The 13,444-nt window shown below is 62.7% G+C and carries 10 protein-coding genes; 3 read left to right on the top strand and 7 right to left on the bottom strand.

Annotated features, from left to right (window positions below; genetic code table 11):
- Nucleotides 1-8: 8 nt before the first annotated feature.
- The 3 genes from H7007_RS11060 to H7007_RS11070 form a co-directional block, all read right to left on the bottom strand.
- A complete protein-coding gene (locus H7007_RS11060; RefSeq protein WP_287155334.1) occupies nt 9-749 on the bottom strand; it encodes a V4R domain-containing protein in 741 nt (246 codons plus the stop codon).
- A gap of 49 nt (nt 750-798) precedes the next feature.
- Complete coding sequence (locus H7007_RS11065) at nt 799-1,446, bottom strand: AF_1327 family membrane protein (RefSeq protein WP_287155335.1); 648 nt, start codon at nt 1,444-1,446, stop codon at nt 799-801.
- 212 nt (nt 1,447-1,658) lie between these two features.
- Complete coding sequence (locus H7007_RS11070; protein WP_287155336.1) at nt 1,659-4,331, bottom strand: pyruvate formate lyase family protein; 2,673 nt, start codon at nt 4,329-4,331, stop codon at nt 1,659-1,661.
- Between the two features lie 141 nt (nt 4,332-4,472).
- On the opposite strand from H7007_RS11070, the gene H7007_RS11075 reads away from it, so the two are divergent.
- Complete coding sequence (locus H7007_RS11075) at nt 4,473-5,129, top strand: TetR/AcrR family transcriptional regulator (protein WP_287155337.1); 657 nt, start codon at nt 4,473-4,475, stop codon at nt 5,127-5,129.
- A 241-nt stretch (nt 5,130-5,370) separates the two neighbouring features.
- Nucleotides 5,371-6,150: an alpha/beta fold hydrolase gene (locus H7007_RS11080; protein WP_287155339.1), complete on the top strand. Its 780-nt coding sequence runs from the start codon at nt 5,371-5,373 to the stop codon at nt 6,148-6,150.
- Nucleotides 6,151-6,233: 83 nt separating this feature from the next.
- Here the strand turns inward: H7007_RS11080 and H7007_RS11085 are convergent, their stop codons facing one another.
- Together H7007_RS11085 and H7007_RS11090 are read right to left on the bottom strand one after the other, a co-directional pair.
- Complete coding sequence (locus H7007_RS11085) at nt 6,234-7,592, bottom strand: phytoene desaturase family protein (RefSeq protein ID WP_287155340.1); 1,359 nt, start codon at nt 7,590-7,592, stop codon at nt 6,234-6,236.
- 140 nt (nt 7,593-7,732) lie between these two features.
- Entirely contained in the window at nt 7,733-9,682 is a 1,950-nt protein-coding gene (locus tag H7007_RS11090; RefSeq protein WP_287155341.1) for an aldehyde ferredoxin oxidoreductase N-terminal domain-containing protein, read from the bottom strand.
- Between the two features lie 639 nt (nt 9,683-10,321).
- Between H7007_RS11090 and H7007_RS11095 the strand changes: the two genes are divergently transcribed.
- Nucleotides 10,322-10,903, top strand: a complete 582-nt coding sequence (locus H7007_RS11095) for a tetratricopeptide repeat protein (RefSeq protein WP_287155342.1) — start codon at nt 10,322-10,324, stop codon at nt 10,901-10,903.
- Nucleotides 10,904-10,909: 6 nt separating this feature from the next.
- On the opposite strand, the gene H7007_RS11100 is transcribed toward H7007_RS11095, so the two are convergent.
- Nucleotides 10,910-12,073 (bottom strand): alpha/beta hydrolase family protein, encoded by a 1,164-nt coding sequence (locus H7007_RS11100; protein ID WP_287155343.1) that lies wholly within the window; start codon nt 12,071-12,073, stop codon nt 10,910-10,912.
- 60 nt (nt 12,074-12,133) lie between these two features.
- Nucleotides 12,134-13,444 (bottom strand): choice-of-anchor Z repeating domain-containing protein (locus H7007_RS11105; protein ID WP_287155344.1); only part of this gene is annotated, 1,311 nt, incomplete at its 5' end.

The following is a 13,444-nucleotide window of genomic DNA, read 5'->3' on the forward strand; positions in this document are numbered from 1 at the left end:
TGACCACATCAGGATGCGGCCGCCTCCCTAAGCTCGAAGACGCAACGCGGTGCCCCCATGGCGGCGCATTCGACCTCCTCGGCGCGGAAGTCCCTGGCGAGCATGTAACTCATGGCGCCCTCCATCATGCCGCAACTGGCCGCGCACACCGGCCTCCCGGAACGGCCTGCGAGCCTGGCGGAGAGGGAATTGTCTATGGTTATCCGTATGGGGTCGGCCGCGAGGTCCACCCGGATGCAACCGTATCCGCCCTCGTCGTGGATGAACCGGTTGGTCAGAGCCAGGCCCTTGGACACCAGGCGGAGCAGGTCGGGGTCCGCTTTCATGGCCTCCAGAGCGGAGGGGTCACCGGCGAAAGCGAGGAAGCGCCTGGGAAACCAGCGGCCCTCCATGCCGAATCTGACCTCCATGTGCACTGCCTCCCGGGCGATCTTCCTGATGACTTCCTCCGCCTTCTCCTCGCCGAACCTCCGAACCAGAGTCTCCCTCATGACGGTGGTGAGGCATGAGGGATAGAAGGTCTCCTTCACCCCTCCGAAATCCACCTCCCCCTCCGCGGCATCGATGACGTGGCAGTCGAAGGCGGACGCTCCCATGAACCCCCTGATGCCCACCCAGAGGTAGCGACGCAGTAGGGGAGCATTGGCGATGGGCCGTAGCAGGCATCGGACCAGGCGTGGGTGCCGGTCCAGGAAATCCGTCACCAGCAGAGCCAACCTTACCTGGTATTTGGATGGCGCTCTTTCCATGACCACTCCTTTACTTTCTCCCCGCCGATCCCTCTCCTTCCTCATCGGCTCATACCCACTTCAAGACCACGGCGAAGACGACAAACGCCGTTATGAGCACGGCGTAGATGGCGCCCACAATCCTGCACCGGTCCCGGAAGGAGATCTCCGAATCCTGGAAGCGGATGAGCCCATACCAGGCGAGGGTGTAGAACACGAGTATCTGCGGCAGCGCATAGGGCCACTTGAACCACCACCACTGCCAGACCAGAAGCCCCGCCCTGTTGAGCAGCGCCTCGGTGCACATGCTGAAGAACCCGAAGGTCCCGGCGAATACGGCGCGGTTGGGAAGTCCCAGTATCTTCATCCCCCGGTCCTCCGGAAGCACCCTGGCGGCCGCCGCCCAGATTATGGAAAAACAGAGGATGATCTCGATGTTGATGCCCACGAAGATGAGGTAGGAGGACTCGCCAGCCGCGACCCAGAGCGCCGTCCTCCCCGTCCAGTGCATGATGAGTCCGTTGAGCATCTCCAGGAGCAGGCCGCATCCCGCGAAGGCCAGACAGGTGAACAGGGTGTTGTAGTTCTTCTCCTGTATCTCCCGGGCATAGACGTAGAGCAGGACGGCGACCAGGGGAAGGATGGACCACTGAAGGGCGGAGACGTTCCTCACCTGTTCGAGGGCTTGTTCCGCCTCCCGGGTATAGGGGATGAACATCTGTACCTCCTTTCCAAAGACTGCCGGTAATTCGCTCGTGCCTCAGGGACTCGGTTCAATCGACCCCGTGGAGTTGGGGTCCGTTTTACTGCCCGAACCGCGCCTTCGCCGCAGGAACCCCCAGGCCCCATCGGCTTCCAAAGGCTCTTGGATTCGGCCGGTCGCCCAGTCCCGCCGTATCCCCGCCCGATATCGCCCTTCCTTACGAAAAGTCAGAGGGTCTCGAACTCCGTGCGCGCTATGATGTCGTCCTGCAGCGCTCTGGGTAGCTCGACGAAGCGAGCCGAGTAACCTGAGACCTTGACCGTCAGATCCGGGTATCTCTCGGGGTGCGCCTGGGCGTCCCGCAGGGTCGCCGCGTCCACCGGGTTGAGTTGGACATGCCTCCCTCCGAGAGCGAAGTAGGCCTCGATCAGGGAGGCCAGCTTCTCCACGTTCTCGCCGCTCCTCAAGGCGAGGGGATTGACCCTCACGTTGAGCGCTGTGCCGTCGCTGTAGTCGGCGTCTCCCGCCACCGCCGCCGACTTAAGCACCGCGGTGAGCCCCGTCCTCTCCATCCCGTTGGAGGGCGACATGCTGTTGGAAACGGGTTCCAGGGCGCCACGCCCGTCGGGAGTGGCGGTACAGAAGTACCCCTCCACCAGCTGGGTGGCGGACGAGACGCAGCTGCACCGGTAGGCATCGCCTCGGAAGCTCCGGTACTTTCGGGCCTCCCCGGTGAAGGTCCGGGATATCCACTCCGCTATCCCGTCGGCCCGGGGATCGTCGTTCCCGTACTTGGGGGCTTTGCGCCGCAGGGTCTCCCTAAGTGATTCGTGACCCCTGAAGTCGCTGTCCAGGGCATGCAATAGTTCTTCCATGGTGACCGCCTTCTCGTCGAAGACGGCCCACTTGACGGCGGCCAGTGAATCGGCGACCGTGCCCAATCCCTGGATGTTGATGCACCCATGATTGTACCGGGCGCCGCCCCGCGTGGCGTCCATGCCCGATTCCAGGCATCCCTCAATGGTGGAGGAGAGGAGGGGGTTGGGGAAGGACTCGGCGAAGACCCTGTCGGAGGCCTCTTTCATGCGCACTGCCTTCTCCATGACGAAGGAGAGCTGTCTGGCGAAGGCCTCCTTGACGTCATCGAAGGACCGGAAGCTCCGCGGGTCCGGCGTGGGGACACCGATGAGGCGCGAACCGGTCACCTTCCTCCTCCCCCGGTTTAAGGCCATCTCCAGGACCCCCGCCATCCAGAAACCGTTCAGGGCGGTCGGGGAATAGCTGTCTCCCGTGCCGTGAGGCTCCACGCACCCGACTATGCTGTAGTTCCTGGCGTCCTCCAGCGCGTAGCCGTCCGCGGTCAGGTCGCGTATGATGACCTCGTCGTTGAAGAAGGAAACCCCGGCCGTTCGCCGGTTGACGGCACAGGCGCGTAGCAGGAAATCCCTGGGGGTCAGCCTGGAGATCCTCACTGAGAGGCCGTTTCCCATGCCCCCCAGGCTCTCGAGGGCCTCCAGGAATAGATAGGACAACTCGTTGGTGGCGTCCTTCCCCTCTTTGTCCAGCCCGCCGATGGTGATGTTGTTGGGACCGAAGAACCTGTTGCGCGATATCTTGATGAGGTACTCCTCCAGCGCCTCCAGGGCTTGTTCCCTGGTCATCCTTCCCTCTTCCAGGTCCTTCCGGTAGTAGGGATAAAGGTACTGGTCAACCCTTCCTGCAGAGAAGACATTGTCGAACCCGTAGCTGATGATCAGGACCACATGGGTCAGGTACAGGCTCTGCAGAGCCTCCATGAAATCCCGCGGCGGCTTCATGGGTACCCGCCGGCATCTCTCGGCGATGGCCAGGAGTTCCTCCTTTCGCTCTGGAACATCGGCGCTCTCCGCCATCCGTTCCGCTAGTTCGGCATAACGGCAGGCGAACTCCCTTACCGCCTCCGCGGAAACGATGACCGACTCGAGGAAATCGCGGCGCTGGTGATACTGGGGGTCTCCTTCCTCCAGCCGGGCCAACCTCTCCCTCGCCTGGCCAGCGAGGCCCTCGAAACCGATCTCCAGGACCCGATGGAATCCAGGTATAAGATGGCCCTGCATGGCGCCGCTGAACCACAGGAAATCCGGGAACCATTCGTTCATGAAGGCCATCACGCGCGAGGGCAGGCGCAGCGCGCTCCTGAGCCCCGAGATGCCCAGGGCCACACACGCATCTCCCCATCCCTGCCGCAGGCGCCGCAGCCCGTCCCGCAGCCCGAGCGGGAATCGCCCGGCGCCGTCTCTCCCCCTCTCTCCCTTTCCCTCGGCGCCGCCGTCATTCCTGGCCACCGAGGCCACGCTCTTCAATTTCTCCAGACCACCAAAAGCTCGGTAGGCCTTTACGATGTCCCATGGGGTCTTCAGGGGAAGCCTGACCGGCTTGTACAACCCCTCCCTCTTCCAGGCCTCCAGCTTCCTCTCTTGGACGGTCCTCCTCCTCCAGAAAGGCAGTATTTCCTTTTCCAGTTCCTCCCTGCAATCCCTCAAGGCGCGGATGAACTCCTTCTGGGTCGGCGGATTCATGGCGATGTAGAGGGGAAGCAGGGGAATGACGCTACAGCTGCCTTCGAAATTGTACCTCTCTATGGGGATGATGTCGGTCATGAGGCTGGCCCCTTTGCTCCCCACAAGACGGTCGTTCTCGCCGATGACCACGTCTATGGTGCGCAGGGTCTCGCGCAGCGCCAGGGCGGCGCGCATGCAGGGATTTCTCTCCCCTTCCTCCCCCGTCTCCCTCCACACCCTTGTATAGGCGCGTATGCGCGCCATATCTATATGCAGGGGACTGGAAAGGGCCTCCTCCTTGAGGCGTACGATCCTTGCGGAAAGAGTGCCGGTTTCGCTCTTCAAGCCCACGGATTCCATGCGCCGGACCCCCTTTCATCCCCACCATGCGCCAGCAACAGCCTCATTTCCCCATGCCGTATTTCACCGAATATATTCGCCGAATGTATTCTGTATTATGATAAGATGAAACGAAGCTGTCAAGGCCCCGAGGAGGACTCGATGCCGGAAAGCGCGAGAGACGGAAGGGGAGAGAAGGAGGAGCGGATTTCCAACCGCAGGAGGAAACAGGCGGAGGTATCGCGCCGGAAAATCCTGGAAACCGCCGTTCGCCTCTTCGACGAACGGGGTTACGAAAAGGTCACCGTGGCGGACATCTGCCGGGAGGCCGGGCTTTCCGTAGGCGCCTTCTACCACCATTTCAGGTCCAAAGACCAGATTCTCCTGGAGAGGTATCTTCCCTTCGCCAGGCAGGTGGACTCCTTCTACCAGGCCATAAACCATAAGGCCAGGGCGGAGAGCCGCGGCGCCCTGGAGAGGTTGGCCCGTTACCTGGACCTGTTCTTCAAATATATCGAGGAGGCGGGGCCGGAAGCCCTGAAGACGGCCTTCGCCACCCAGATCGAACCCGGCTTCAAGTATTCGCTGGCCACCGCCGACATGTTCCGCCCTCACCAGGAACTGGAAAGGATCATCGCCGACGGCCAGGGCTCGGGCGAGATCAGGACGGACATGAGCCCGGAGGAACTGGCAAGGGTGCTCTACCGCTCCATGGTAGGAACCCTCTTCGCCTGGTGCCTCGTCGGAGGCTCCTTTTCCCTCCGGGAAGCGGGCCGGCGGTGTTTCAAGCTCGCCGTGGAGGGCATGGCCAAGAAGTGAGGCGCCTTGAGAGAAGACGAGCGCGAGCCGCCATCAAGGCCTTGTCCCCGCCTCCCGCCTCTGATCATCGTCGGGGATTCTCCCTTCCGCCCGTCAGCCCAGCCAAACGTAACTCTTCCGTCCTTACCGCCATGAACTCGCCTCCCGATGTGAACCGCGGGACGACTCAGGATAAGGCGGTAAAAAGGGCGGGGGACCGAGAACAGGATCGCCCACCCACGGCGCGCGGAGAACATGTGTTATGCTCTTTATCACGATGCATGAATCGAGAGCAGGCGATACGGCTTTCGTGGCCGGGCGGTGGCCCCTGGACCCTGATCTGCCCACCGTGGTCTTCATCCACGGCTCCGGGGGGTCGAGCGTCCTGTGGCACGCCCAGGTGGAAGCCCTGGCCGGGGATATGAACACCGTAGCCCTGGACCTTCCCGGCCACGGCGCGAGCGGCGGTCAGGGCACGGACAGCGTTACCGCTTATGCCGCTTCCGTCGAGAGCTTCATCCTCGACCTGGAGGTGCCCCGGCCCGTCCCCTGCGGGTTGAGCCTGGGGGGCGCTGTGGCCCTGCAACTCCTCCTGGAAGGCAAGGCGAACTACAAGGCCGGCATCCTGGTGAACACGGGCGCCAGGCTGCGGGTAATGCCCCTCATCTTCGAGGCCATCGAGCGGGATTACCTGTCCTATGTCGCCGGCTCCAGGTCCATGTCCATAAGCCCCAAGACCGACCCGAGGAGGATAGAGCCGCTCCTCGAGAGCATGGCCGAGTGCCCTCCCGAGGTCACCCTCGGGGACTTCCGGGCCTGCGACACCTTCGACGTCATGGAGCGCTTGGGGGAGATAAGCGTTCCGGTGCTCGTCCTCGCGGCCTCCGACGACCGTCTGACCCCCGTCAAATACGGCGAGTACCTTGCGGAGCACATCCCCAATACCCGCCTGGTGCACATCGAGGATGCCGGCCATCTCTCCCCGATGGAGAGACCGGAAGAGGTGACGCGTGCCATACGCGATTTCGTCCTCTCGCTGTGAGGCCCCACCGCGAGTGTCGATTCAGCCCCACACGACACTACGCCGCGGTGTCCGGCCGAGGAGAGGGAACCCGTCCGGGACGTTCAGCCCAATACCTTGGAGACCGTGTGGGCCACCTCGATGGCCGTCTGAGCCGCTTTGTTGGTCCCCGACCAGCCCGGGGCGCGGACCCCCTCGCCCACGTTGTAAAGGTTCCTTATCGACGTCTCCGGCGGCATGTCATATCCGGGCCAGGCGCGGGCGCCGGGAAGCTCGCTGTCCACGTCGTGCGCCTCCATGCGCAGTATCTCGCCGTGCTCCCTGATGTCCGGGAAATGTTCCTCGAGGTCCCTCCGACACTGTATCTCCTCCCACTCCACCTCCATGGGAAGGAGCGAATTGAGCGGGTACCCGCAGTAGTAGGAAAGGTGTTTTCCCGGCGGTGCCAGGCCCGGGCAGAGGATGGCCAGCTCTCCGCCCACGACCAGGCGACGGGCGCCCACGATGAGCAGGAAGGGAGCGCCCTCGGGCAGCACCGGCCTGTCGCTCCCCACAAGGATGAGCATGGCCGGGCCGGCGCGTAGCCTCATCCTCACCTCCCGCAGGTAACGGTCGTCGAAATTGTCGCTTCCGGCGAGCTCCACGGTCCTCTTAGGGCCGGTGTCGCTGATCACCGCCCGACAGCTCACCTCGACCTCCCGGCCTTCCCTCTCCACCACCACCCCCCGGGCGGAGCCTCTCTTCACCACTATCCTCCTGGCCGGGCTGTTCAACCATGCCTCGCCCTTCTCCCTCACGGCATCCACCAGCCCCTGGACGAGGCGCACGTTGCCCTTTGGCGCTACGCCCGCATCGGCCAGCGACCCCAGTCGGGTCATGTAGTAGAAGAACTGGGAGGCCGGCAGTTCCCAGGAACGGCAGGCTAGCACGCCGACGATGATGGCGTCGAATACCTTGTGGACAACCTCGTTGTCGGTGTATTGCATGAGCCATTCCCGGAAGGTCAGGTTGCTCCCGCCACCCAGGGGATCCTCCACCCCTTTTCCGAAGGCCTTAAGGACCCTCTTCTTGCCGATCTCCCTGGCCAGGCTCCCGCCCAGCCTGACCAGCCCACCGCGTGATATCTCGAGGTCGGCGGCCACATCGATGAGGCTCAAAGGGTTGTTCAACCTCATGGGGTAATCCTTGCCCTCGATCCTGCAGTGGAGGGTCTTGGGAAGATTGACCACCTCGAACTCCACGCCCACCTCTTTGAAGACCGCCTCCAGCGGACCGTTGCGGTGAAGTAGTATGGCCCCGGTGGGGAGAAGGAAGCCGTTTTCCTCCACCGTGGAAAACCTCCCGCCCCAGCGGTCCAGGGTTTCCGTCAGGAGTGTCCGGTAACCTCTTCTCGCCAGCAGCGCCCCCGCGCAAAGACCGCCCACGCCGGAGCCGATGACCGCCACGTCGAAATCGTATTCCATCGCCTTTCCCCCCCCTCCAATCCGCATGCGTATGGCGTTCGGAGATTCGCCGTGATGCCGGGGAGCCAAGCCCTCGAGCCTGAGCCCGCAACCTCCGTGCGAATGGGCGAATCGCGTGTCAATTAATGGTAATGATTTCCTTATCGATCATCGACTACGAGTTTGCACTGCGTCAGCTCCTCGGCGACGAATCCGAGCCCCAGTTCCCTGAGGCGCGACTTTCTCTGCAACCCGCTGGCCACATCCCATCCCCTCAGCGCGTAGTACTCGTCCTTCATCCTCTCGAACTCCACCCGGTCCACCACCTCTCCCTTCCGCGATATGGGCTCGCCGCCCTTTCCCGGCACCAGGCACCCAGGGTTGAAATGGTCGGCCTGCAGGGGCTGAGTGTGGAAGGTTTCGGGGAGCACATCCCTCTCCCTCCCGGCGCGGCCCTCTCGGGCGTGGATGGCCCGCTGCAGGTTAAAGACCCTCTCGCCGATGCGGTAGAGGCCCTCTTCGCCGACCTCCCTCCCGGTGACCGCCGAGAGGACCATGCTCTCCACGGCGGGATCGCCGACATGGTCCGGCGAGCCCTCAACGAGCATGAGGGGCCAGGCGAAGTTACAGAGGATGAGGCACTCGTAGGCATACTGGCGGTCCTGGATCATCCTGGCGGCCAGGGCCTTGCCGTCATAGGTCGAAAAATCCGCTGCCTCCTCGCTACCCCAGAACCTACTGGCCATGTCCCGGATCACCTTCCCCGTGGCATAGCTCCCCGGCAGGCCATAGGTGGTCAACAACCAGGAGAGCAGCGGGTTGAACACCTCGTGCAGCTGCTGGATGGGCTGCCTGGTCTCCATGGCGTAGAGGAGGCCGGTGATCAGATATAACCTGGGATCGTAGGCCGTGTCCTGCCCGGCCCTGATGGTATAACCTTCCAGAACCCTAGCCGCCTCTCCCCCTATCTCCTTCGCCGCCCGCGAGCTCCCGCGAGCCAGCAGGTCGCCGAAGCCCTGCCTGAGGGAGATCTGGCGAACCAGGGTCTCGATGAACTCCAGGCTTCCCACCTTGGAAAGGGGGAGACCCGTATCCTTTTCGTCCACTATGCCCGACTGGTAACAACTGGTAAGCCAGTTGATGATCACCTCCAGGGCGTTGGTGTCCAGCCCGTAGTCGTCGCACAGGCGGTTGGCGGCGAAGGCCACCTCGTCCCATTCCATGACGCTGGTAACCCTGCCCCGCGGCTGGGAGAAGTCCTCGGCCGGCCGCGACTGGTAGAAGAGGCCGGACTGACACATCACCTTCCCTTTTCTGCCGCCTCGCGCCCTGTAGACACTTCTCACGCAGCCCCTCGAACACCCGTAACAGATGAAGGGTTTCACGCCGGGATTCACGACCATGGGGATGGGGGAACCGCTTCCCATCCGGCCTATCAATTTCCGCAGCTCCTCCAGCCTTGCCGGGTCGGTGACGGTGGCCCTTCTCCTCCCGCGTACCGCTATGGCCTTCAATCTCTTTCGCCCCATGACCGCCCCCAAGCCACCCGAGCCGCTGGAGTCGTCGTCCGCCAGAAGGTTGGCGAAGACCACCCCGTTCTCCCCGGCGATCCCCGTGGCCACCACTCCGATGGAGCCCCCCAGCTCACCCTTGACGATCTCCCGCACCTCGGCGGCACCTCTACCCCACAGGTGGGAGGCGTCCTTCAACTCGGCCCTCCCGTCCTCGACCAGAAGGTAGACCGGGCTCTCCGCTTCCCCCCGGACGACGATCCCGTCAAAGCCCGCGGATTTGAGCTTGGCTCCCCATCTCCCTCCCAGGTTGGAATGGCAGAACGTCTCGGGGTCGGTAGCGGGGGACCTTCCGCACACCTGCCAGCGGGAACCCGCCAACCCGGCGACGCCCGCCAGGGGACCGGTGATGAAGATGAGGCTGTTCTCTGGGTCGAAGGCCCCTATGTGCGGCGGCACCTCATCCCAGTATATCCTGGCCGCTATGCCCCGGCCCCCCACCCAGGCTTCTGCGTACTCGGCGGTCGCCAGCTTGTTGATATTCCGCGTGGAAAGATCAACCATAAGGATGTCGCCCGTGTAACCGTATTCCCCTGCCATGCCTAACCTCCTTGAAGAGCGGCCAAAAGGGCTTCCATGGAATGGGGAAGCTTGGTCAATTCCTGTAACGGGAAGAGTTGGCCTTTTTGTGTTGGCGACGTGAATTCCGAAAACTGACGCGATAATAAACCGTTTTTATGCCCGGAGATCAATGCCCGCTCTCGCCCCTCACCCCGCCCGGCACAACCATGGTCCGCCGACCCCTATCCTGCGCCCTCTCACATGAACAAGCAGTAACTTACTACTCGGGATCCCTACTGGTCAAGCGGCCGCAGGACTACCCTCACCTCTTTTCAACCCCTTTACGCCCCCCGATCCGGCATCGTGGCTCGGAGACATAAGAAGGCTTCCTTGCCCTTCCCGTCGCATGGCAGCCACAAAGCTCTTTCCTGTATGTCCTAGGGGCGTGGCCTTAATCTCGCCCACCTATCCCCATAACAGGAGCTGCGAAATAAGTGGCAAGCCGGATTACGAAACGCCTCCGAGAATTCGTATCCCCCGGCGGGAAGCACCTCTTTCAGTCGCGAGTTTAGCAATCGCCTCGGCGGCGAATAATTCGATATGGAGGCAATGAAAAGTTTACATGGAGGTTTCCGCGCCCAGCGGATTAAGACTTCGCCTTAGGGGGAGATGGTGGTGATGAGAGATGAAGCGCACGAGGATGAATCCATGCATTGGGTGCACAAGGGCATGGAACTCAAGGCCCGAGGTGAGTTGGCAGAGGCGCTGGAGTGTTTCGACCGCGCCCTGGAGATCGATCCCCGTAACCTTAACGCATGGAATAACAAGGGCTCCCTGCTCGGAGAGCTCGCGACGATGAACGCGGCCGAAGAGCCAGGTCAATCCCAGAGGCTGGGTGAGGCGCTGGAGTGCTTCGACCGCGCCCTGGAGATCGATCCCACCGACGGCGAATTATGGAGCAACAAGGCGAAGGCCCTCCTTCTGGCCGGCAGACGTGACGAAGCCCTTGACTGTTACGACCGCTCAACGGACCTGTGTCCCGGCAGCGCCCTTCTATGGTTAAACAAAGGCCTGGCCATGGAGGGACTGGAGTATTATGCCGATGCCATGCACTGCTACGACAAGGTCGTGGAGTTGGACCCGAAAAACAAGCAGGCATGGGTCCGGAAGTACTGGATACACCGCAGATGGGACGAGCTCTGGGATATGGCGGAATGTATAGAGCATATCAAGGCCATAGAAAGGGAGGAGGAGGGTTGAGAGAGATCATCCTCCCCCGGTCTGGGCCAGCCAGGCCAGGATGGTGTCCAGCGCCAGGCGGATGTTGCCCACGTTGCAGTGGTTCTCGGCGCTTTCCCTCTCCGTGAAAAGCCTGAAGGTCAGGGACCTCACGCTACTGAGGGCGTCTATCTCCGCCTTGTAGAAATCCGGGGGCACGAAATGGTCCCGGGTGGACCCGAGGAGCAGGAAATCCTGGGTGATACGGTCGGCGATGTCCAGCATCTGGAACCTGTCCGCCATTACCAGGAAATGGTAAGGCGAGTCCACCCCGAAGGCGTAGCATCCGTGTTTTACGCCCCACTCCGCAAGGGGGTCCCGGGCCATTTGCTGCCTGGCCGCCAGGTCGACAAGGGGCTTGAGCCTCAGGCGGAGTGAGACCCTGGTCAGTGAGCGAAGGGCTCTCGGCCTGGTGGAGAGGACGACGTCCAGGAAATTGGGAAGGACTCCCCAAGCCACCACCCTCCTGATGCGGGGCTCGAAAGCCGCGGCGCGGGGGGCGAGCATGCCCCCCAACGAGATCCCCACTATGGCCACCTCGTCAAGGCCGTAACGATCGAGGACTGCCTTCACCGGCCTCTCCCACTCATGGGTGAAGGGTATCCCGCATCTCCTCAAGACCTCTCCCTGTCCGGGCCCCTCGAAGAGGTAAACGGTATAGCCCCTTTCCCTCAGATACAGGACGGTCCGGAGAAACTCCTCCTTGCAGGAGTCGTAACCCCCGTGCACGAGTATCCTGCCCAGGCTCCCCTGGGGCTCGGCGATCCACACCGGGAGATAACCGTTGCCGTAGGGCACTCGATCCGTCGCTATCACCCCGTCCTCAAAGACGCGGGAGTAATGGTCATAGAAGAGGTCCATGGCCCTCTCATAGATTCGGTGCTTCGCCCGGACGTCCCCGTACATGAAGAACTCGGCGCCGCGGAAGTAGGAGATGGCTTGCGCCGTGCGCCCCTCGCGCAGGGCCCTCTCCCCCAGCTCGAGGAAGGTGGAGACCCAGGAGGCCATGTCGGTTATCTTCCTCGCCGCCTCCTTCACCTCCTCCAGGTCGCCGTCGGCGTACATGACCATCCTGTTCAACTGGAAGTTGAAGTTGGCCTCGGGGTGAAGGTCGTAGGTGCCCACCTTGAATTCCATGGCATCGAATTCCATTACCCCTCCCTCGTACACATCGCCGTATCCGAGGCGGACGAACATCGCGACAGATGAACGTCACATACGCCTTCTTCTCCTGCGGGTGGAGCCCGCCAGGGAGAGAAGCCCGAAGGCCAAGCCGAGCATGAGCGTGGCGGTCCCGCCACCCTGGCCGCAGAGGTTGGTGATACGGAAGCCCTTCTCCAGCCTTCCCTCCTGGGCGTCGGGGTTCCTCACCACCACATCATAATCGCCGAGCGGAGCTCCGGCGAGGTCGAGCGTGCAGGCCATCATGCTTCCGGAGAACACCGACTCCGCTCCGGCCTCTATAACCGTCCCCGTGCCCGCCTGTTCCAGCCTCACCTCGGCACCGGGCCGGAACCCGCTCCCCTCAACGACCAGGTTCACGCTGCGGCTTCCTTCCAATGCGTTCTCCGGCGAGACGGAGAAGACCCACACGCCGGGGGCGGTCACGTTGAAGGCAACGCCGTTGGAGGTCCCGGCTTCCGTACTCACCCTGACCTCCGTCTCCCCCGCCGCCGCGTCCGGCACACGGCACCTGATCCTCGTCTCGTTCCACGACAGGTATTCGGTCGCCTTGGCGGTTCCGAAGGAAACGCTGGAGCTGCCGCGGCTGGAGCCGAAGCCCGACCCGCAGACGATCACCTCCGTCCCGGGAGAGCCCGCCGAGGGTATGAGCGAGGCCACCACCGGCGCATCGGAATAACGGAAACGCCATATTCCCATGCCGTCGGATCCCGCATAGAGGTTAGGGCCGTCGCAGGCCAGGGGATACTTCTCATAGGATCCCCTCGCCCCTCCCAGGTTGGTCCACACGCTCCACATGGGATCGTAGGACCAGATGCCCGATCCCGACCCCAGGGCGAAGAGCCTCGATCCGCTCCAGGCCATGGAATATACGCTGACGCCCTTGATGCCTCCGCCGGTGTTCGACCAGGCCCCGATGAGAGGGGAATAGCGCCAGACCCCGTTGTATTCGGCTCCCGCGTAGAGGTAGCTGCCGTCCCACTCCAGCGAGGTTACGGTGACGTTCTTCAGGTTTCCGGCGGGGTCGGTATCCGTCCACAAGCCCGTTCCCGGGTCATACCGCCAGGCGATGTACCCGCTGCCCGTAGCGAGGCCGTACATGTATAGGTACGGCCCGCCACACTTCATGATGTAGGGAACGGGGAATTTATAGGAGAGGGAGAAGATGAGCATGCTCCAGGAACCGGAAGCCGGGTCGTAACGGTAGATCCCGTTGAGATAAAACAACGGGTACGAAGGGATCAAGGGCATGGAGGTACTGGCGTAGAGCACGGAGCCTCCGTAGGCCAGGTGGTATATCGTGCCGGGAAGCCCCCCTTTGACGTCCTCGAGAGACCCGAT

Origin of the sequence: Candidatus Solincola tengchongensis (genome assembly GCF_015711935.1) — a bacterium.
Taxonomy (GTDB): Bacteria; Actinomycetota; Geothermincolia; order Geothermincolales; family RBG-13-55-18; genus Solincola_A; species Solincola_A tengchongensis.

Coding starts and splice junctions, on each gene's coding strand:
- H7007_RS11100 (WP_287155343.1), bottom strand. CDS start 12,073: ATGGAATTCGATGCCATGGAATTCAAGGTGGGCACCTACGACCTTCAC.
- H7007_RS11090 (WP_287155341.1), bottom strand. CDS start 9,682: ATGGCAGGGGAATACGGTTACACGGGCGACATCCTTATGGTTGATCTT.
- H7007_RS11065 (WP_287155335.1), bottom strand. CDS start 1,446: ATGTTCATCCCCTATACCCGGGAGGCGGAACAAGCCCTCGAACAGGTG.
- H7007_RS11080 (WP_287155339.1), top strand. CDS start 5,371: ATGCTCTTTATCACGATGCATGAATCGAGAGCAGGCGATACGGCTTTC.
- H7007_RS11060 (WP_287155334.1), bottom strand. CDS start 749: ATGGAAAGAGCGCCATCCAAATACCAGGTAAGGTTGGCTCTGCTGGTG.
- H7007_RS11085 (WP_287155340.1), bottom strand. CDS start 7,592: ATGGAATACGATTTCGACGTGGCGGTCATCGGCTCCGGCGTGGGCGGT.
- H7007_RS11075 (WP_287155337.1), top strand. CDS start 4,473: ATGCCGGAAAGCGCGAGAGACGGAAGGGGAGAGAAGGAGGAGCGGATT.
- H7007_RS11070 (WP_287155336.1), bottom strand. CDS start 4,331: ATGGAATCCGTGGGCTTGAAGAGCGAAACCGGCACTCTTTCCGCAAGG.
- H7007_RS11095 (WP_287155342.1), top strand. CDS start 10,322: ATGAGAGATGAAGCGCACGAGGATGAATCCATGCATTGGGTGCACAAG.